At 69.2% G+C, this 20,687-nt stretch carries 14 protein-coding genes and 4 pseudogenes; 11 read left to right on the plus strand and 7 right to left on the minus strand.

Annotated elements, in window-relative coordinates:
- The first annotated feature begins 89 nt into the window (after positions 1 to 89).
- The 7 genes and pseudogenes from ACFXAE_RS05275 to ACFXAE_RS05305 form a co-directional block, all read left to right on the plus strand.
- Positions 90 to 1,118 carry a 3-oxoacyl-ACP synthase III family protein gene (locus ACFXAE_RS05275; protein ID WP_384708273.1) on the plus strand — a complete coding sequence of 343 codons (1,029 nt, stop codon included), beginning with the start codon at positions 90 to 92 and terminating at the stop codon, positions 1,116 to 1,118.
- Positions 1,115 to 2,056 carry an alpha/beta fold hydrolase gene (locus ACFXAE_RS05280; RefSeq protein WP_384708276.1) on the plus strand — a complete coding sequence of 314 codons (942 nt, stop codon included), beginning with the start codon at positions 1,115 to 1,117 and terminating at the stop codon, positions 2,054 to 2,056. The genes ACFXAE_RS05275 and ACFXAE_RS05280 overlap by 4 nt, the downstream gene beginning before the upstream one ends.
- A complete protein-coding gene (locus tag ACFXAE_RS05285; protein ID WP_384708280.1) occupies positions 2,053 to 3,630 on the plus strand; it encodes an AMP-binding protein in 1,578 nt (525 codons plus the stop codon). Before ACFXAE_RS05280 ends, ACFXAE_RS05285 begins: the two co-directional genes overlap by 4 nt.
- Positions 3,627 to 4,667: an NAD-dependent epimerase/dehydratase family protein gene (locus tag ACFXAE_RS05290; protein WP_384708283.1), complete on the plus strand. Its 1,041-nt coding sequence runs from the start codon at positions 3,627 to 3,629 to the stop codon at positions 4,665 to 4,667. The genes ACFXAE_RS05285 and ACFXAE_RS05290 overlap by 4 nt, the downstream gene beginning before the upstream one ends.
- The gene (locus tag ACFXAE_RS05295) at positions 4,631 to 4,891 is read left to right on the plus strand and encodes an acyl carrier protein (protein ID WP_384708286.1); all 261 of its coding nucleotides are present in this window, start codon (positions 4,631 to 4,633) and stop codon (positions 4,889 to 4,891) included. The genes ACFXAE_RS05290 and ACFXAE_RS05295 overlap by 37 nt, the downstream gene beginning before the upstream one ends.
- Positions 4,888 to 6,117: a beta-ketoacyl-[acyl-carrier-protein] synthase family protein gene (locus ACFXAE_RS05300; RefSeq protein ID WP_384708289.1), complete on the plus strand. Its 1,230-nt coding sequence runs from the start codon at positions 4,888 to 4,890 to the stop codon at positions 6,115 to 6,117. Before ACFXAE_RS05295 ends, ACFXAE_RS05300 begins: the two co-directional genes overlap by 4 nt.
- Positions 6,118 to 6,295: 178 nt before the next feature.
- Positions 6,296 to 6,927, plus strand: a pseudogene (locus tag ACFXAE_RS05305) (transposase); the annotation flags it as partial.
- Between the two features lie 5 nt (positions 6,928 to 6,932).
- Here the strand turns inward: ACFXAE_RS05305 and ACFXAE_RS05310 are convergent.
- Together ACFXAE_RS05310 and ACFXAE_RS05315 are read right to left on the minus strand one after the other, a co-directional pair.
- Complete coding sequence (locus ACFXAE_RS05310; protein WP_384708292.1) at positions 6,933 to 7,616, minus strand: transposase; 684 nt, start codon at positions 7,614 to 7,616, stop codon at positions 6,933 to 6,935.
- Between the two features lie 86 nt (positions 7,617 to 7,702).
- Positions 7,703 to 8,029, minus strand: a pseudogene (locus ACFXAE_RS05315) (transposase); the annotation flags it as partial.
- A gap of 683 nt (positions 8,030 to 8,712) precedes the next feature.
- On the opposite strand from ACFXAE_RS05315, the gene ACFXAE_RS05320 reads away from it, so the two are divergent.
- From ACFXAE_RS05320 to ACFXAE_RS05330, 3 genes are all read left to right on the plus strand, one after another.
- Complete coding sequence (locus tag ACFXAE_RS05320; RefSeq protein WP_384708295.1) at positions 8,713 to 9,087, plus strand: rhodanese-like domain-containing protein; 375 nt, start codon at positions 8,713 to 8,715, stop codon at positions 9,085 to 9,087.
- A gap of 574 nt (positions 9,088 to 9,661) precedes the next feature.
- On the plus strand, positions 9,662 to 14,875 hold the full coding sequence (locus ACFXAE_RS05325) for a DUF6531 domain-containing protein (protein ID WP_384708500.1): 5,214 nt from the start codon (positions 9,662 to 9,664) through the stop codon (positions 14,873 to 14,875).
- A gap of 6 nt (positions 14,876 to 14,881) precedes the next feature.
- Positions 14,882 to 15,115 (plus strand): bacteriocin immunity protein, encoded by a 234-nt coding sequence (locus ACFXAE_RS05330; RefSeq protein WP_384708298.1) that lies wholly within the window; start codon positions 14,882 to 14,884, stop codon positions 15,113 to 15,115.
- A gap of 645 nt (positions 15,116 to 15,760) precedes the next feature.
- Here ACFXAE_RS05330 and ACFXAE_RS05335 read toward each other — a convergent pair.
- From ACFXAE_RS05335 to ACFXAE_RS05355, 5 genes and pseudogenes are all read right to left on the minus strand, one after another.
- Complete coding sequence (locus ACFXAE_RS05335; protein WP_384708301.1) at positions 15,761 to 16,072, minus strand: transposase; 312 nt, start codon at positions 16,070 to 16,072, stop codon at positions 15,761 to 15,763.
- Between the two features lie 139 nt (positions 16,073 to 16,211).
- Positions 16,212 to 16,295 (minus strand): annotated as a pseudogene (locus tag ACFXAE_RS05340) (IS5/IS1182 family transposase); the annotation flags it as partial.
- A 55-nt stretch (positions 16,296 to 16,350) separates the two neighbouring features.
- Positions 16,351 to 16,776, minus strand: a pseudogene (locus ACFXAE_RS05345) (transposase); the annotation flags it as partial.
- A 198-nt stretch (positions 16,777 to 16,974) separates the two neighbouring features.
- Positions 16,975 to 17,859, minus strand: coding sequence for a ParB N-terminal domain-containing protein (locus tag ACFXAE_RS05350; RefSeq protein ID WP_384708503.1), 885 nt, complete (start codon positions 17,857 to 17,859; stop codon positions 16,975 to 16,977).
- 800 nt (positions 17,860 to 18,659) lie between these two features.
- Positions 18,660 to 19,025 (minus strand): VOC family protein, encoded by a 366-nt coding sequence (locus tag ACFXAE_RS05355; protein ID WP_384708304.1) that lies wholly within the window; start codon positions 19,023 to 19,025, stop codon positions 18,660 to 18,662.
- An 84-nt stretch (positions 19,026 to 19,109) separates the two neighbouring features.
- Between ACFXAE_RS05355 and ACFXAE_RS05360 the strand changes: the two genes are divergently transcribed.
- Complete coding sequence (locus ACFXAE_RS05360) at positions 19,110 to 20,057, plus strand: helix-turn-helix transcriptional regulator (RefSeq protein ID WP_384708307.1); 948 nt, start codon at positions 19,110 to 19,112, stop codon at positions 20,055 to 20,057.
- Positions 20,058 to 20,687 lie beyond the last annotated feature (630 nt).

Below are 20,687 nucleotides of genomic sequence, written 5' to 3' on the forward strand. Positions count from 1 at the left end.
GGAGTGGAAGAATCCTGGATACAGCACTCGTTATAGTGAATATCATTACACGTACGCCATGACGGTTTCGCACCGGTTACGGTGACCCGGTGCCCGAAGCCATCCGTGCCCGTATCGCCGCCGTCTCCACTCATCTTCCTTCTCGTTACCGGACCTTGGACGAAATCCGCGTCAAGATCACCGAGACGGGTGGCTACGCCCCGCCGCCCGGTCTGCTGGAGGATCTCACCGGTGTGCGCGGGGTCCATGTCCACGAGGACGGCGAGAACGCCTCCGACCTCGCCGTGGCCGCCGCCCGCAGCGCGCTCGACGCAGCCGGTCTGAAGATCGGCGACGTGGACCTGCTGCTGTTCGCCGCGACCTCGCAGGACCTGATCGAACCCGCGACCGCTCACCTCGTGGCCACCAAACTGGGCGCCTCCTGCCCGGTGTTCGACGTCAAGAACGCCTGCAACAGCTTCCTCAACGGCATGGAGGTGGCCGCGTCGTTTATCGAGACCGGCCGCTACGGCACGGTCCTCATCGCCTGCGGTGAACCCTCCACCCTGGCCACCCGCTGGCACGTCCCCCACCGAGAGGACCTGCTCAGGGCCCTGCCCGGCTACACAGCCTCCGACGCCGGTGCAGCGATGGTGCTCACCGCCGGCCCCGCGGGTGACGGCGATCCCGGCATCCTGTCCCTCCGGTTCGTCAGCAACTCCCCCGCCTGGGAGGCCTGCACGGTGGCCGGCGGCGGAAGCATGCACCACCTCTCCGTCCACGACGACCACACCACCCTGCGCCTGAACGGGGACCTGCGACAGAGCGCGCTCGACGTGCTTCCCCGGATCATGGACACCGTCGGGGACGAACTCCGGGCCGCGCAGTCCGGCGCCTTCTCCTTCATCGCCTTCCATCAAATCGCCATGCCGCAGTACCGCGAGGTGATCGACATCTTCTCCCTGCCCGAGGACCGGTGCATGCCCGCGGTGGCCGAGCACGGGAACTGCGCGGCGGCCTCCCTGCCCCTGCAACTGGCCAAGGCGCGAGAGGCCGACCGCATCGAGAGCGGGGATCTGGTGGCGATGATCGGTCTGGCCAGTGGTTTCAGCTTCGGTCTGGCGCTCGTCCGGTGGTGACCGCACGAGCCGGGCACACCCCGGCACCGGATTCCGCCGCCCTGGAACGGCTGATGCCGGGCTATCCCGCGCCCCGGCACTGGCGGCGGGTGCCGGTCACCGGCCAGCACTACCTCGACCTCGGCTCCGGCCGGCCGGTGCTGTTCCTGCACGGCAACCCGTCGTGGAGCTACATCTGGCGCAAGCTGCTGCACCGGCTCGCCCCGCACGCCCGCTGTCTGGCCCCCGACCTGCCGGGTTTCGGGCTGTCCCGGCACCTGCGGCCGGCGGACGGGGTGCCCGACCCCTACGAGGCTCAGTTGGAAGGCCTGGACAGCCTCCACCGTCACCTGGTGCGGAACGAGGGCCTGCCCGAGCGGGGCTGGACGTTCGTCCTGCACGACTGGGGCGGCCCGCTCGGAACCGCCTGGGCGCTGCGCAACCCGGGCGTCGTGGACCGGCTGGTCGTCTGCAACACCGTGGCCTTCCCCTTCCCGGACGGTTTCCGGCTGCCGTTCTACCTGCGCTGGATCCGTGACCACCGGCCGGTCGCCGCGTTCGTCCACGCCACCAACGCCTTCGCCCGCGTCGCCGTACGAGCCGGAGTCCACCACCAACTGCTCCCAGCCGAACGGCGGGCCTACCTACGGCCCTACGCCCGCCGCGCGGAGCGCCGGGCGCTCACCGACGCCGTACGCGCGATCCCCCGCGGCCCCACAGCCCCCGCGTGGCACCTGCTCGAACCCCCCGGCACCGGGGCCGGCTTGGCGGACCTGCCCCTGCTCGTCGGGTGGGGCATGCGCGATCCCGTCTTTACTCCGGACCTGCTTCAGGAGTGGGCACGCCGGTGCCCGCAAGCCGTCATCCACCGCTTCCCCGGCGCCGGGCACTTCGTCATGGAGGACGCCGCGGCCGAACTGGGCGACCTCATCCGTGACTTCCTCCAGGGAGCCTCATGACCACGACCGCCGCGGACATCGCCGGGAGCCTGGCCGAGCGGCCCGACGCCATCGCCCTCATGGAAAGCGGTCAGGGAAGCTGGCGGACGACCCGTCGCGGCGAGCTGGTGCGCCACTGCCGCCGCATCGCCCAGGACCTGCGCGACGCGGGGGTCCGGCCCGGCCACAAGGCCGTCGTGATGACCCGCGATGCCCACGATCTCACCGCCGTCTCGTACGCACTGGTCCTTCTCGGCGCCGTACCCGTGCTGATCGAACCGCGCGCCGAGGTGGGCCGCTGCCTTCAGGACATCGCCCCGGACGTCTTCATCGGGGAGCCGCTGGCCCACCTCGGGCGCCGGGCGCTGGGGTGGGGCCGCCCCCACGTCCGGATTGCCCTGGTCACCGGTTCCGCGCCGCTCCCCGTGGGACGGCGACTGGTCACCCGGATGCCGGCCGGCGGTACCTCGCTCCCGCAGGTGCGTGAGACCGACGGCGACGAACCGGCCCTCATCGCCTTCACGTCCGGCTCCACGGGCCGGCCGAAGGGCGCGGAGTACCGCCACTCCACCCTGGCCGGGCAGCTCGACGCTCTGACGACACTGATGGACCCTCGGCCCGACGACGTGCTCCTCGCCGGATTCCTGCCGGTCGCGCTGCTCGGTCCGCTGCTGGGTCTGACCACCGTCGCCCCGGCGGTGAACCACCTGGCCCCGGCCCGTACCCCGCCAGAGGAAATCGTCGGGCCCCTTCGGGAACACCGGGCGAGCATCATCCTGGCCTCCCCCGCCGTCCTCACCCTGATCGCCCGTCACTGCGCGCGCCGCGGCATCGCCCTGCCCTCGGTCCGGCAGATCCTGTCCTTCGGAGCCCCGCTGCGCATCGGTCTCGCCGACGCCCTGCGCAAGGCTGTGCCGGACGACGCCGAGATCCTCAGCGTGTACGGCGCGACGGAGTGCCTGCCCGTGTCCGCGATCGGCGACCACGACCTGCGGGCCTCGCGCGCCGCGCCGCCCGCCGGGCACTCGGGCACCTGCCTGGGCCGGCCACTGCCCGGCATCCGCGCGCGGATCCTGGACGCCGACGCCACCGGGCTCGGCGAGATCGCCGTCACCGGCCCCACCGTCAGCCCCGCCTACCACGCCCGTCCCGACGCCGACGCCACCACCAAGAGCGACACCGACCAGGGCGTGCTGCACCGCACCGGGGACCTCGGCCGACTCGACGACGAGGACCGGCTGTGGTACCTGGGCCGCAAGGCCCACCTGATCACCGGCCCCGGCTTCACCCTGACCACCGAGGACATCGAGGCCGCGGCGGACACCGCCCCCGGCATCCGGCGCACCGCCCTCGTCGGCGTCGGCACGGCCGTGTGCCAACTGCCCGTGCTCTGCGTGGAACCCCTGCCCTCCACCCCACGAGCCTCCGCCCTGGAGGCTGTCCGCGCCGTTCTGAAGGACCACCCGGACGGGCACCGCGTCGGCGCCCTGCTGATCCGTACCGCCTTACCCACCGACCCCCGGCACAACTCCAAGATCGACCGCATGCGACTGGCCGGCTGGGCCGCCAAGCGCCTGCGCGGGAGGGATCGATGAAGGTACTGATCACCGGAGGAAGCGGCTTCCTGGGGCTGGAGATCTGCCGTCTGCTCCGCGCACGCGGCGACGTCGCCTCCTCCCTCAACCGGCGCCCGAGCAGCGCGCTGGAACGACTGGGCGTCCACCAGCACCTGGGCGACCTCTCCGATGCCGCCGCGGTCTCCCGTGCCGTCGCCGGGTGCGACGCCGTCATCCACAACGCCGCCCTCGCCGGCGTCAGCGGCCCTCCACGGCCCTACTGGGCCACCAACGTCGTCGGCACCCGCCATGTCATCGAGCAGTGCCGCGCCCACGGCGTGCGCACGCTCCTCTACACCTCGACCGCCAGCGTCGTCTTCCGGCCCGGCGGCCTGGAGGGTGTCACCGAGAGCCTTCCCATCGCTCCCCGTCACCTGGCCGCCTACCCCGCTACCAAGGCCCGCGCCGAGGCCCTGGTGCTGGCGGCCCACGGCCCGGAGCTGGCCACCGTCTCGCTGCGCCCGCACATCATCTGGGGGCCCGGCGACCCCCATTTCGCCCCCGCTCTCGCGCGCACCGTGCGAGCCGGCCGCCTGCTGATGCCCGGTGACGGCAGCAACCTCGTCGACACCACCCATGTCCGTACCGCCGCCCACGCGCATCTGCTCTCCCTGGACAGCCTGCGGCAGTCGCCGGAGACGGCGGGCGGCCGCGCCTACTTCATCGGTCAGGGCGACCCGCGTCCGCTGCGCGAGATCACCCTGCACTTCCTGCGGGCCGCTGGCATCGACGCCCGCTGGTGCGCCGTACCGCCCCGGCTCGCCACCGTCGGAGCCGCGGTCAGCGACACGCTGCTGCGCGCGGCACGCAGTACCCGCACCCACGCCCTGAGCCGCTTCCTCGTCGCAGAGCTGCTGCATCCGCACCACTTCGACCTCACCGCGGCCCGCCGCGACCTGGGCTTCGCACCGCCGGTCGGATTCGACGCCGGTATCGCGGAACTCACCCGCTCCACCCCGAACGACAACGAGGAGACACCGTGCCAGACACCTACGACACCATCCGCTCCATTCTGAACAGCGCCTTCCGCATCCCCCAGGACGAGATCCGGCCCGACCTCACGCTGGGGCAACTGGACCTGGACTCCCTGGCCCTGACGGAGCTGGTGCTCATCGTGCACGAGCACTTCGGGGTGAAGCTCGACAGCGCGTACGCCTCCCGGAGCACGACCGTCGCGCAGGTCGTCGACCACCTCGACGCGTTGCGCACGGGTGACACCGGGGCGGTGGCCCCCTCGTGACCGAGCCCGTCGCCGTCACCGGCCTCGGCCTGATCACCCCTGCCGGGGAGAACACCGGCGCCACCTGGGACACGGTCCGCCGCGGTGCGGGCACCGCGGCCGCGCACGATCCGGCGCTGGCCGGGCTTCCCGTCGACTTCTCCTGCCGCGTCCCGCTGCGCCGCGCCGACCTGGACCGGCGCGTCGGCCGCACCGCCTGGCGCCTGTCACACAACGCCGTGCTGGCGGTGCTCGCCGCCCGCGAGGCGGTGCACGACGCCGGCCTCGACGCCCGGACGTGGGACGGCGACCGGGTCGCCGTCGTCATCGGCTGCGGGTTGGGAGCGGACGCGGTGCGCGAGGAACAGGCCAGGCGGCTGGCAGAACGGGGCGCCGACATGGTCTCCGCGCTCACCATTCCCCAGATCATCCCGAACATGGCGGCAGGGGAGGTCTCCATCGACCTCGGGGCCCGCGGCCCCGGCCTCGCCCCGGCCACCGCCTGTGCCTCCGGCGCCACCGCCGTCGCCGTCGCCCGCGACCTCCTCGCCGCCGGCCAGTGCGACATCGCGGTGGCCGGAGCCACCGAAGCCGCCATCACCCCGCTGGTGACCACGGGCTTCTGGCGCGCCGGCGCGCTGTCCCGGCGCACCGACGCGGTCACCCGCGCGTCCCGGCCCTTCGCCGCCGACCGTGACGGCTTCGTCATGGCGGAAGGCGCCGGCGTCCTCGTACTGGAGCGGACCGCGGACGCGGCCACCCGTGGTGCCCGTGTCCGCGCCCTGTTGGTGGGCTGCGGCAGCACCTCGGACGCCCACCATCCCACCGCACCCGCCCCGGACAGCCGGGGCGCGGAGGCTGCCCTGCGCACCGCCCTGGCGGACGCGGGTCTGGCTCCGCACGACGTCGACCACGTCAACGCCCACGGCACCTCCACGGCGGCCAACGACGCCGCCGAATCGGCACTGATCGCCCGGGTACTGCCGCACCGCCCCAGTGTCACCGCACCCAAGGGCGTACTCGGCCACAGCCTGGGCGCGGCGGGCGCCGTGGAGGCGGCACTGACCGTGCTCACCCTTCAGCACAGTACGGTGCCCCCGGTCGCGAACCTGGACGCCCCGGCTCCGGGGTTCGACATCGACTGCGTCACCAAGGAGCCACGCCGACAGGACGTCCGTATCGCCGTCAGCCACTCCTTCGGCTTCGGCGGACACAACGTCGTCCTTGCTCTGGCCAGGGCCTCCTGACCGGGTCGGCGGCCCGATAGGAGCGGCTGGGCGGCGCGGGGCACGACGGGCCCGCGTCGGTTCAGCGGGAGTCCGGGGCAGCTGTCGGGCGGCAAGCCGCCGCGTCGACCACGACGTCGCCGCCGGTGCATCAGTCCCGTCCGCCGTCCCAGCGCTGCGAACTCGGCCAGCGCGCCGACTGCTGAACGGCCTGCCCGTCGAAATCTCCAGTCGGCTCCGCTCCGATCGCGTGATGCGCCGGCCGACACCACCGCGGGTCTACAACCCCAAAGGGGGCGACCGCCCAAGCATGGCGGCGAGTTCGTCTTCGGAGACTCCAGCACCTGGAGCACCGAACAGACTGCGACGACCACGGACACCCGGCTCGATGGGAAGGCGACCGCGCAGGCGTGGGACCGGTTGCACCGGCGGTCGACCCGGCGGGCGGCCTGGCTCGACCACGACGGCCCGCTGCCCATCATCGAGGGCACCGTCGTCCGGCTGATCGTGCAGAAGCTGCCCAGCGGCGGGGTGAACAAGCCGGTCTGGCTGGAGTGGTCGGGCACCGGCGCGTCCGAGGCGGACGCCGACCGCTGCTGGCAGTCCTTCCTGCGGCGATTCGACATCGAACGCACGTTCCGCCTCTTCAAGCAGGCGCTCGGCCGGATCAAGCCCCGGCTTCGCAGCTCCGAGGCGGCCGGCCGGTGGACCTGGCTGGTGATCGCCGCCCATGCGCAGCTCCGGTTCGCCCGCCCGCTGGCCACGGACCTGTGGCGGCCTGGGAGAAACCGACGGAGCCCAACAAAACTGACACCCGCCCTCCTCCGCAGACGCCCCTATAACGCGGGGGTTCGGGAAACCGGTCTGACCAGGTTGAAGACCTCGCGGGCGGCATACCGCTTGAGGCATCGGATGATCTCGCGTCGGGTCTTGCCCTCCTGAGTGCGGCGTTCGTAGTACGCCCGGGTGCGCGGGTCGTGGCGCAGGCGGGTGAACACGATGCGGTGCAGGGCCGCGTTGGCCTGTCGGTCGCCGCCGTAGTTGAGCCGGCGCGTGCTCCGCCGGCCCGAGGAGTACTCGATGGGGCTGACTCCGCAAAGGGCAGCAAAGGACGCCTCGGTGTTCAGCCGTTCGGGATTGTCCCCCATGGTGATCAGGAGAGTGACGGCGCTGTCCGGACCGATGCCCACCGGTACGAGCAGCTGTGGGGCGTGACGTTCGACGAGCCGGGTCAGTCGCTGGTTCAGCTCATTGATCTGCCCGGTGAGCTGTTCGATGCGCTCGGCGAGCATGCGCAACGTCAGGTGGGTGGCCTGGGCCGCCGCGTCCTCGTCTCCCCCGCCATCGGGTGGGCTGAGGGTCGCGCAGGTGCGGAACAGCTCGGCGTTGCCCAGGCTCGACAACCGTTCCCGCAGGGCGGGGTCGGCGATGACCAGGACGGCCTTGAGCTGGTTGATCGCCTGGGTGCGGGCCTTGACCGCGGAGTCCTTGACGAGCTTGAACATCCGGGCGCTGCGCACCGGACCGCCGCCGGACTTGGCCCGCGCCGGACGCGGCCACTGAGCACGGCCCGCGCGGCGGCCTGGGCGTCGAGCGGGTCCGACTTCCCGAGCAGCCGGCGGGCCGAGCGGTCGGGTCGGTTCACCTCGTACACCTGGATCTGCTGCGCCAAAAGGTAGCGGGACAGGCCCGAGCCGAAGGTGCCGGTGCCCTCCACCCCGGCCCGGCGCACCGTACCCCGCTTGCGGGCCCACACAAGCAGCTGCCGGCAGCCGGCCGCCGTCGCCGGAAAGGACTCGGTCCCCAAGATCTTCCCGAGCGGGGAGATCACGGCGGCGACATGGACTTCGCCGTGCGTGTCCACGCCCAGGACGACCTCGCGCCGAACGGGCGGATCCGTGCTCGAGGAGGTGCTGCAATGTCGGGTCTTCATGGTGGTCGGCCTCCCACGTGATGACGTGCTGGCTGGGTGGATGGCACCGGCCTGCTCGGGCGGTCTGAACCGTGATGGCGCCGGAAACTCGGCAAGGCCCCTATTGGGACACGCCTTGTGGCTCGGTGACAGCAGAAAACATCCCGCAACGACAGTCGACAAGCCTGTGACTGGACACTTCGGTCATAGATCTCACGAGTCAGACCCCGTCCGGGACGGCATCGCGCAACCGTCCCATCGAACCCGGCACACCGGCACGTCCCGACCACAGCCGGACGGCTTCGCCCGAACCAGTGCCCAACCTGGCCCGGACGGGCTGACAAGAAATTCACTCTTCGTTCACTCGTGACCGGCATTGGCAGACAGCCGTGTGGCCCTCCTTACCAGCTGTCCTTCGTTGACCATGACACGAACGACCTCGGGTCCCCTATTGGTAAGCGGCTGTCCATAAGTCCTGTAACTGCTACGTGAGATCCTCGCCGGCTTTGCCTGGGCTCCGTCCACGGCGATGAGTGATAGGGCCCGCACTCGGGAATCGTCACTCCCGACGCGAGGGTGCGTGTCCGCTACCGGTTGGCAGGCGGTGGCGCGGTCACTCGGGTCGAGCTGCTCCAGCGGGTGGCCCATGAGTATCTCACCGCGGCCAAGCGTACCCGGGCCGTCCACCTGGGCCGACGGACACCGTGTCGCTCGCCCGTCAGCAATTGCTCCATCGGATGAACAGCACGAACGTCTGCTTGATCGACGTCCGCCCCGCAGAGGATCGTGCCGTCGGCCATATCCCCGGAGCTTGCTCGCTGTCATTGGACGAACTTAACTGGCATTCGGACGAGTTGCCCGAAAGACGTACGCCGTCGCCTGCGGCCGCAGCCTCAACTGCCTGTTCACTCACGAGGCCGTCCGTCTGCTCACCATCCACCGTCTGCATCACCGAGTTCAGAGCGGATGACTGGCGGATCCGCCGCTGGGCCGACCGGCACCAGGGCGAACTCCGCCTCGCGGGGGCACGCACCCGGGCCTCCGCTGTACTCGTCCTGCGGTTGGGACCCTCCTCCTGAGGCGGGTAATCGCAGTAGCACGTCGGTGCGACGGCACTGAACGGCCAGCGGGTCGGCCATCGATCCCTCAGTCGTGACAGACAGGTGTATCGCCTGCCCGAGGCCGGGGAAAAGGTTCCACTCAAGCAGCCCGTTCTTCCGTTTCCGGTCCGCTGCCTTTCCTTGGCTCACCGTCAAGAGTCCGTTCACCCACGCCACCTCGCGCTCTGGATCACCTTCGCGCCAAAACGCGCGGCCAAGCGGAGCTCTCCGTCCGCTCAGCCTGCAATCTCATGGCCAGGGCGAGTGGGGACTCCGTCGCGTTTCGGCCCCGCTTTCCACGGCACGTTAGTTCGAGATTTTTCTGATCATGCATCACCGCGACCTCTCTTCACTCCTGACCCACAGGTGATGCACTGTGCGCACACAAGCGCGAAGACTTGTCACGGTCGTTCTGGCCCTGGCTCTGCTGGCACTAGCGGGGGTCGCCCCCTCCTGGGCGTCGCCCGTGGACCGTCCCCACTCCGCGGTCACCGCGGCCATCACACACGCGCAGGCCCGGACAGCCGCCGACCTGCCCAAGCCCCCCAAAGCCATGACGCTGGCCGAGCGCCGCAAGCAGGTCGACGAGGACCGGCACGAACGGTCGCCGATGCGCGACTACATGAACGCGCCGGGGCGGATGTCCAAGGGGAAGCCCCACAGCCGACCGGACACAAACCGCGTCGAACGTGGGCCCGCCGCCGAGTCGAAGGTGGCTTTGCAGCCTCTCGCGGCGGCGGCCGAGAACCCGACGTGGGTGTCGTCCTGGGCCACCGCGTATCCGGGGATGCTGTCGATCGGCGGGCAGGTGAAGTTGCCCAAGCGGGGAGATTCGTATACCGGGATGTGGCTGTACGTCCTGGACGAGGGCGGCTCCCCCGTCGTGCAGCAGGAGATCAAGAAGTCCACGGACGATCCCAGCGGCGACACCCCGGACACCGGGGCCTGGTGCTACGACTGGTGGGCGAGCAACTCCTATCCCACGGACCAGTGTTTCTGGTGGGCCGGCAGCGCGCTGGGCGGAATTCTCGAGGACGGCAAGGAGTACTATGCCTGGGTCTTCCTCAACAGCGCCGACGGGACGTCGAGCCCCGGCGGGACCACCTCGCCGCTGGTGGAGGCGTTCTACACTCCGGTGATCCCCGGTGCGCAGGCGGGAATCTGTACCTGCTACGCACAGGCGCACCGCGCCGACCCGGTCAACACGGCCACCGGCATGTTCTTCGAACAGCTCACCGACGCCTCGCTGGTGAGCCCCGGGGTGCCGCTGACCCTGGAGCGCACCTACCGCTCCGACTCGAGTGCCGTCGGTCTGTTGGGGCGCGGCTGGGCGACGCCGTTCGACGCCAAGCTGACCGCGGCGACGGGGAAGGTGACGTACCGGACGGACGACGGGGCGTCGTTCGTCTTCACACAGAACAGTGACGGCACGTACGCCGCTCCGGCCGGGTCGGCGGCCAAGCTGGTCAAGGACACAAGCACTTATACGATCACCACGCCGGACCACACCAAGCGGACGTTCAACAGCAGCGGTCGGCTCACATCCGTGGTCGACAGAGCCGGCAAGGGACTGACCCTGACGTACCCGTCCGGCACGCTCGCCTCCGTCAAGGACGCCGCCGGCCGCACCACCACGTTCACGCCCGGTGCCGACGGACTGCTGTCCAAGGTGGGCCTGCCGGACGGCACTTCAGTCTCGTACGGCTACACCGGAGGCCTGCTGACCTCGGTCACCGACCCGGCCGGCAGGACATCCTCGTACACCTACGACACGAACAAGCGGCTCTCCTCCTACACCGACCCGGCGGGCGGCAAGGTCACCAACGTCTACGACTCCACGGGCCGCATCAAGTCCCAGACCGACCAGAACGGCAAGACCACCACGTTCACCTGGGACGGCAGGAGCGAGTCGCACACCACCGCGCCCGACAGCGGCGTGTGGACCGATGTGTACGCCGGCAACGTCCTGATGGAGACGATCGACCCGTACGGCAAGAGCATCACCTACGACTACGACCGTCACCTGCGGCCCGTCGCCATCACCGACCAGCGCGGCAACACCACGGAGATGACGTACGACAGCGCCGGGCGGATGCTCACCCGCAGCGCCCCCTCGGCCCTCGGCTACACGGAAAGCTGGACCTACGACAGCGCGGGCAATCTCACCAGCCACACCGACGGCCGCAAGAACAAGACGACGTACACCTACAACACGTCGAACCAGCTGACGTCGGCCACGGACCCGCTGGGCGGCAAGACCGGCTACACGTACACCGCGCTCGGCTCGCTGGAGACCGTGACGACGCCACGTGGCAAGGTCACCATCTACGGCTACGACACGGCCGGCAACCGGACCTCGGTCACCACGCCGCTGGGTGAGAAGACGACGTTCACCTACGACAAGGCCGGCCGGATCCTGACGAAGACGGACCCGCGCGGCAACGTCACCGGCGCCGACCCGGCCGACCACACCACGAGCTACGCCTATGACGGCCGCGGGCTCCTCAGCTCGGCCACCGACCCTCTGGGCCGCACCACGACCTACGAGTACAACGGCGCCGAGCAGATGACGTCCGCGCGGAACCCGGCGGGCAACACCACCACGTTCGCCTACGACGACGCAGGGCACCTGACCCGGACCACCGACCCGTCCGGCAACTTCGTCACCCGCACCTACGACGCGAGCGGACGCCTGGCCTCCGAGACCGACGCGACCGGCGGCAAGATCACCTACACCTACGACAAGGTGGGCCGCCTGCTGAGCAGCGTCTCGCCGCGCGGCAACGTCTCCGGCGCCGACCCGGCCGCCTACACCACGAGTTACGCCTACGACGCGGCAGGCAACACCACGAAGGTCACCGGCCCGACCGGCGCGTCGACCAACACGACCTACGACGCGATCAACCGGCCCCTCGTGGTCACCGACCCCCTGGGCCACACCACCGGCTACACCTACGACGCGAACGACAACGTCACCAAGGTCACCGACGCCGCAGGCGAGACGGTCACCTCCGTCTACGACAAGAACAACCGGCTGACCAGCAGCACCAATCAGCTGGGCAAGACCACCACCAACGCCTACGACGCCGACGGCAACCTGCTCAGCCGCACCTCCCCGCTCGGCCACAAGGAGAGCTGGACCTACGACGCCGACGGCCGCCAAGCCACCGCCGTCGACCCGCGAGGCAACGCCGCCGGCGCCGACCCCGCCCCGTACACGACCACCTACGGCTACGACCCGGCCGGAAACCCGACCACGGTCACCGACCCGCTGGGCGGCGTGACCACCACCGCCTACGACGCGGTGAACAACGTGGTCAAACAGACGGACGCCGACAAGCGCGCCACCGTCTACGGCTACGACAACCTCGACCGGCTGACCGAGGTCACCGCTGCGGACGGTGCGGTCACCACGTACGGCTATGACAAGGCCGGCAACGTCAGCGAGCGCACCGACGCCAACGGCCACATCACCACGTACGGCTACGACGCGGCCCGCCGCCCCACCTCGGTCACCGACCCGCTGAAGCGGGAGACCACCTACGCCTACGACGCCGCCGGCAACCTCACCAAAAAGACCACGCCCCGCGGATCCACCGGCTACATCTACGACCCGCGCGGCCTGCTCACCAAGGTCGACCACTCCGACTCCACCCCCGACGCGACGTTCGGCTACGACGACGCCGGACAGCTGACCGCCCGCGCCAATTCGAAGATCTCCGAGGACTTCGTCTACGACGCGGTCGGCAACCTCACCAAGACCCGCGGCTTCGCCTACACCTACGACGCCGCCGGGCAGATGCTCACCCGCAAGTACTCCGACGGCAACACGATCACCTACACCTACGACAACGACGGCCGCACCGCCACGATGCTGGCCGACGGCAAGACCACCACCTACACCTGGGACCCGGCCGGCAACCTCACCAGGTCCGCGCTGCCCAACACCGAGACCGAGGACCGCACATACGACCGGGCCGGCCGCCTCACCGCCGTCACCTCCGCCAAGGCCGGCACCACGGTCACCAAGACCGCGCACTCCCTCTCCCCCGCGGGCCTGCCCACCCACGTCGACATCACCCGCGCCAACGTCGGCACGACCGGCTACGACCTCACCTACGACACCGCAGGCCGCCTCACCTCCGGCTGCTTCCCCCAGCCCTGGGTCGCCGGCTGCGCCGCGAGCCGCGCCACGTCCTACACCTACGACAAGGTCGGCAACCGCCTGACCTCCACCCTCGGCACCACCTCCACCAGCTACGCCTACGACGCGGCCGACCAGCTCACCTCCACCACCACCGGCACCACGACCACCGCCTACGACTACGACGCCGAAGGCAACCAGACCAAGAAGGGCGCCGACACCTACACCTACGACCTGGCCGGGCAGATCTCCGCCGCCACCGTCGGCGGCACCGCCTACACCTACGACCACGATGCCAGCGGCAACCAGGTCGCCACCCTCAAGGACGGCGCGGTCACCCACCGCACCCAGTGGGACCCCAACGCCCCGCTGCCGATCCTGGCCACCGAGTACGACAGCGCCTGGACCATCAAGCAGTCCTTCCGCTACGACCCCCTCGGCCAGCCCACCTCCGTCAAGACCGGCACAGGTGCGCTCTTCTACTACCACCACGACACCCAGGGCTCACCAGTCGACGTCACGGGCAGCACCGGCACCCTCTACCAGCGCTGGGCCTACGACCCGTTCGGCACCCGGGTCCTGGGCACCACCACCGGCGGCGCCCCCGCAAGCCCTCCCTCCTACACCGGCGCCCGCTACGAAACCACCACCGGCAACCTCGACCTGCACGCCCGCCAGTACAACACCACCACCGGCCGCTTCACCCGACCCGACCCCGCCACCCGCGCCCAGACCACGCCGTACATATCGCCCTACGCCTACGCCGACAACGTCCCCACCCTCCTGACCGACCCCAGCGGACTGACCCCCGACGACCCGAACAACGACAGCGTCGACAGCCTCGGCGAAGCAGCGGGCATCTTCGGTGACGCCTTCGTCGACGTCTTCAAGTCGCCCTTCGTCCTCGCCGGGGACCTGCACGACGCATTCACCGGCGAGAACGGCGGCGCCGGCGCCTTCGTCGACAAGTACCTCCCCGTCCGCCCCGCCTACCGCCTCTACCGCGCCGAATACATGCTCCGCCAGCAGGGCTGCGACGCCCTCGCCGACCTGTACGCCGAAACCGCCGAAGAACTGACCCAGCAGATCGCCCTCGTAGGCATCGGCGGCCTCACCGGCTGGCGACGACAAGCGGTCGAGCCAGAGACCTCGGTCCTGGGCGCCGAAGGACTGGGTAATCGCCTGGCCATACCGGGTACCAGGACGGCCACAGAGCTAAGGAACTCCCCAGGCGCTGTAACAGGTGGCGGGCGCCTGTCCGACATATCGGGCGGATGGCTCAAGGGGACTCATGGGAGTACAGGGAAAATCCCAGGACAGATCGGCCGACAGCTGCAAGGGAAATCCTTCAAGACATTCGGAGATTTTCGCGAAGCTTTCTGGAAAGCTGTTGCCAATGACCCAGGCCTGGCGGCAGGTTTCAGTAAAGCGAACAGGACACGCATGGCTGCGGGTAGAGCACCTTTTGTGACGAACCAGCAGGCCGTAGGGAAAAATAATAAGTACGTCCTGCACCACGTGACACCAATTCAACATGGCGGTGGTGTCTATGATCTGGATAACTTGATAGTTGTGACACCTCGGTATCATGCTGAGGTGCTGGACCCCGACTATCACCAGTGAGGTGTGGTGGACGTGCGTGACCTTACTCGCGATCAGCTCGTCGAGCTCGTTCGGAAAATCATGGTCGCAAATGGGACGGAGGAGGAAGACGATAAGCTCGTTGAGATTCTCGAAGCGAACGTACCTCATCCTCGCGTTCTCAATCTCATTTACCACCCCGATGCGGAAGGCTTTACAGACGATCTGACGGCAGAAGAGGTCGTGGACACTGCTTTGGCCTACACTCCTTTCGCTTTGTAAGGAGACGTGGTGTCCTGGATGGCCAGTCGGGGTACGCCAACCTCTCACCATGGCGAAACTTCTCCTCCTGAGGACAGACTGATGTTGGACATGGAAGAGGCGACGAGGCTGGCCGAGAAGTTCCTGGACGAGAAGGTCAGTCACGAGGGCATGGCCTTCGCGCTTGTCGAGGGAGAGCGCACCCAGGTGGGAAGCATCTTCTACTTCGACTGCCAATCGGTCGCCTACCTCCGTAGCGGAGACCTCCGGGACATGGCTGGTCGGCACGGGCTATGTCAGCGTCGCCGGGGAAACAGGAGAGTGCCGCATGCTGGGAGCGACCGAGTCCGCCCAGCTCGACCTCTTCTGACCTGTCCCGTCACGCCCTTTGGTGTGACCCGATGAGGAAACAGGCCGGTGGCATGCGGCGATATCCGGCACATGCCACCGGCCCGGTAGCGTCGCCTTTCCACAAGGCGCCGACCACGACCACGGGTCGGGGACGTTCTTCGGGTCGGGAAGCGCCCTGGTGCCGATGAGACGGATGGCAGACTCTGTACGGCCCGCTGGGCACAGCGACGGTTGCGAGACGGGTCCAAAACGCCGGGACGGTCACGTCCACGCGACTCACGCAACCTCGGGGGACAGGCAGTGTCGCCGACGCCCCTATAACGCGAGGGCGCGGGAAACCGGTCTGGCCAGGTTGAAGACCTCGCGGGCTGCGTATCGCTTGAGGCATCGGATGGTCTCACGGCGGGTCTTGCCCTCCTGGGTGTGGCGTTCGAAGTACGCCTGGGTGCGGGGGTCGTGGCGCAGCCGGGTGAAGACGATGCGGTGCAGGGCGGCATTCGCCTGGCGGTCGCCGCCATAGTTGAGCCGACGTGTGCGCCGCCGCCCCGACGAGTACTCGATGGGGCTGACTCCGCAAAGGGCTGCAAAGGACGCTTCGGTGTTCAGCCGCTCGGGATTGTCTCCCATAGTGATCAGGAGTGTGACGGCGCTGTCCGGACCGATGCCCACCGGTTCGAGCAGCTGTGGGGCGTGGTGTTCGACGAGCCGAAGCGCTGTCCCGTAAATGATCTACGACGTGCTCGTTGACCTGCCCGCTTCTTCGTTCCCCGGCGAGGGTGAGGTTGTGGAGGCGGGCGGTGCCGAGCATGGCGTGGTGGACGCCGTCGCCCTTGCGACGTCCTCTTCGCAATGCTCCGAGACGGCACCTTCTACCAGTCACCCACCCCGGCTACAGCTTGACGAAGCCCATAGAGGCACCTTTTCAGGGCCCGCATGTTCACCGAGTCGATCGCGCACCGCGACCAGTCCAGCTCGCCGCGGGAGCCGAGCTCGTCCAGGACCAGGCGGTGCGGCTTGGCCCACACCCGGGCCTTGGTCCACTCGGCAAACCGGCGGTGGGCCGTGGCCCCGGACGGCCCGAACGACGCGGCGGGCAGCTGCTGCCACGTGCACCCGGAGGTCGCCACGAACACGATCGCGGCCAACACCTCACGGTCGCCGTGGCGATGCCGGCCACCACCCTGCGGCCGCGAAGGCGCCTCCGGCACCACCCGCTGGAACAGCTCCCACAACTCATCCGGCATCAGCCGCTCAACGATCCCTGCCACGACCCACAGCCTACCGAGCCAATTGAGATGGCTTCTAACTATCCGGCCACTCGAACAACCCATTTCCGCAGGCGAAGCAGGTCGTTTCCGAGCGTGGTTCGGACAGTGTCCACCGCATCGCCACGCGCGAGCGTCGACGACGCGGTGGATGCACGACGGATCATCTACGGACCGGTTCCGGACACCGGATTCCTCGAATTTCCACAACCGGACAGCCACCTGCTCCGGGGGGCCGATCGCGCCTCCTGCTCCACCTGGCCCTCAGGCGGACTTTCTGCACTCTTTTCCGCCCTCCATCTTGCGTGCCGTGGAGGCCCACAACGACACACAACCCTGAGCTGCCCGGGAAAACACCGGACGGGCGTACTCAGGAACAGCCTGAAGGATCCTTCCCCATTCCTCGTCGTCCACGTCGTGCAGGCTGAGGAGCCGCAGGAGGAACCGGCCGTGCTCGCTGTAGCGCATCGCGGGGTCCGACTGGAGGGTGCGCATCGCCCGCCTCCAGTTCTCCGGCGCCTGACACGTATCCGCCGGGGGCTCCGGGCGCTCTTCACGGATCGCCGTGGTCGAGGCCAGGGTCTGCTGACGCAGCAATTGGCTTCGCACGGCCCGAACGGTCTCCGGGGAGATCCCAGAGGCGCGCGCCACCTGCCTGAGGGACTGCTCGGGATTGGCCCGGATGAGCTCCGCCGCACGTTGCCGCCCCGCGTAGGCGTTGAGCGGACGTACGCGGCCGTCCTGTCCCACCCGGCTCCCTTGCCCGTCGCCCTTCGCACGACGCAGGCTGCTCACGGTCTTGGGGCTGATTCCGGCGACCCGGGCGATGCGCCGGTCCGACCAGTCCGGGTGGAGGTCCATGATCCGCAGGCAGGCGGCCTTTCGCTCCTCAAGGGACAGCGGCAGTCCGTGCGAAACGTTCGACCGTACAGCAAGCACGAACGCTTCCGACTCGGTCCCCTTGAAGAGATGTGCTTTTATTGTTTCGCGACCACGCAACTTCGCCGCGCGGAGCCGATGCACACCGTCTATCAGCCGCATGGTCTCGGAATGAACAAGGATCGGTGGCAGCGACTCGAATATTTCGGCGAGCATCCGCACGTGCTCTGGATCCTCGCCACCGTCCCTGATGGAACCGCCTTCACGCACCTTGTCCAAGGACAAAGATATCGCTTCAGCTTCTAACATGCCTTCCATTACCGAATTCCCCCAGTTTTCCAGACTTCCATGGCCGGGTGAACGAGGAGCTAGAACGAGAGAATATTCTTCACGACGACAGGGTGCGGACAAATTGGGCTCCCATTCGCCACAGCTCAATCCGCAGGCGAGACTCGGCAATCAGCGTATAGCTGTAGATCGCACTTTAACAACAGGCACGCCCGTCCCACGACGCACCGAACCGGAACCGGACGCGGTCCCTCGGCCGGCGCCGACGCGGAGGCGCAGGGCGAGGTGCCACAAGGGCCTCGCGCCCCTGCGGCGGACGCCACAGCAATCCATGCCGGGCAGAAAGAGCCCCACTCCGCGGGCGCCCCGCGCGGACGGCGTCCGCGCCCCGGTCGGCACCGGCGTCCGAGGAGGCTCTCCGCGCGGCAAGCACCAAGGGACCGGACATCCGGGCGACCGGCGCCGACATGGGTCTGGTGGCCCGGGGCGCGCACAAAAGGGGACTGCGGTGCCGGCGCTCGGCACCTTCCCTCGACGGGCTGCCGCCGGGCGGGTCGTTCGCCGAGGAGTCCGGACCGTCAGCCGGGGAGCGGCCGGGACGCCACCGATTCTCCGGCCGGTACCGCTTCGCCGCTCTCGCCAGGGCAACGCACCCGTACCCGGCCGTTCCCACCCGGCCCGGGGACCGCCTCGGCCGGGCGGCACTGGAGGTGCCGTCAGGCGGGCCAGCCACGCCCCTCTCCCGTGAGCGGCGTACCAGGACGCGTCGCAACGGCCCGTCGTCAGTCGACCGGGGCGACTCGGATCAGGTTTCCGTCCGGGTCCGCGACGACGAACGTCCGCCCGAACATCTCGTCGCGCGGTTCGCTCACCACACGGACCCCCTTCGCCACCCACTGGTCGAACTGGCGTGTGATCGCGTCGGGCCCTCCGGGCAGCGCGACGCAGACCTCGCTGGTGCGTGGCACCGACGCGGACAGGTCGTCGAACTGCCCACTCCAGAGTGCGAGTTCCGATCCTCCACCGAGTGCGAAGGTGATGTATCCGGGGGTCTCGAAGCTCGGCTTGATCTCCAGAAGGTCTCCGTAGAAGCGGGCAGAAGCCGGGGCGTCGCTGACGTAGACGATGAACACGATGGAAGGCGCCATCGCACACTCCTTGGGTCGATTGCTCGGCGTGAGTATGCCTGTCAATCATGACGCTTTCCGTCATGTTTTGGGATCCTCGACGGCATGACACCCCATCGCTTCTTCTCCTTGCTGCTGGCGCTCCAGTCCCGGGAAACCACGACTGCCGCCGTGCTCGCGGCTCAGGTCGGCGTGTCGGTCCGCACCGTTCTGCGGGATCTCCAGTGGTTGGAGGAAGCGGGCTTTCCGCTGGTGATCCGCCGCGGACGCTGGGGCGGGGTGTCCCTCCTGCCGGGTGGCTGGTTCGACACGTCGGGGCTCACCCCGAACGAACGGGACCACCTCGCGCTCTACGGCCTCGACGACGCGCAGCGTGAGCAGCTGGGAGCCGTGTCCGACACCCGTCGAGCGCACCAGAAGGTGCGCTCGACGCTGCGCCCGCCGGACCCCGACCGATTGCCCCTGAGCACGGTCGTCGCCACTGACAACCGACCGTGGTTCTCCCCGCAGACCGAGGGCGTGCCTCCGGCCGCGCTGGTGGGTGACCTGCGGCGCGGTGTGCGGTTACGCATCTGTTACCGCCGGTCGGAGGAGGGTTCGGGCACCTGGCGGGTCGTCGACCCCTACGGACTGCTGGCCAAGGCGGGAAAGTGGTACCTCGTGGCGGATTCCGAAGGCCGCTCCCGCCTGCACGCGCTGGAACGACTCGTCGACTGGGAGCCGATGCGCACGGTGCGTCGGCTGCGTCCGGGCGCGACGCTGGAAAGCGTCGCGGCGGAGCTGACGGCGAGCTGGGAGAACTCCAAGACCTTGCAGATCCATGCTGAGCTCGCCTCGGACCAGGTCAGCCGGGCCAGGCGCATCTTCGGCAGGAGGCTGACCACCGGCGAAGCCGTGGGGGCGCACCGGGTGCGGATCACGGTCACCGGACGGGACGTGGAAGACGTCCGTCTGTTTCTCCAGTTCGGCGACAGCGTCACCGTGACCGACCCCCCGGAAGCCCGGGAGCGGATCCGGCAACTCGCCGCGGAGATCCTGCGGACGTATGCGTAGAAACCGCCGTCCGGCCGGCCCCGATGCCGCGGGTGTCCACGCCGTACCCGTGACAGGTGCGCCTTCATCACTATCCTTGACCTGTCCCCCCACGAGTCGTCGACTGCGCACCCGGTGAGTTCCGCGCCGTCACGCGCCAGGTGACGGACACCCGCGGCCCGGCGCGCGGAAACTTCGTCGCAGCGCGCGAGGAATCAGCGCGGCAGCGCACGGGCGCGGCGTCCACGTGCCCGGCCGGCTGCACAGCCTCTGGGCAGTGGCACCGAAACTGCCGGCCCCGGCAGAGGGCCGAGCCGCACCTGTGCCGGGCCCACCGTTGCGGGGAGTTCCCGGCGAGATGCCCTCGCCCCTCCCCCGGCACGCCCGGGTGATGACCGCGTCCCCGCGCCGGCGGTCCGTCCGGGCCGCCGGCGTGCGCCGCGGCAAGGACCGCCGCCGACCGGGTAAAGCGTTGTCCAAGTGTGGCCCGTTCTCAGTTGGACAACGGTCGCTCCCCCCTCTCAGGGCTGTGGCCGGCGGTCGTCCAGCCGCACCACTCGACAGCAATTCCTGCGCGCTGTAAAAATTCTCTCGGCTTGCCGCGCCGTCAGCGCAGCAACAAATAGCGGTAATCCTTCGACCGGAGCGACG

This window comes from Streptomyces sp. NPDC059454 (assembly GCF_042749965.1).
Classification (GTDB): domain Bacteria; phylum Actinomycetota; class Actinomycetes; order Streptomycetales; family Streptomycetaceae; genus Streptomyces.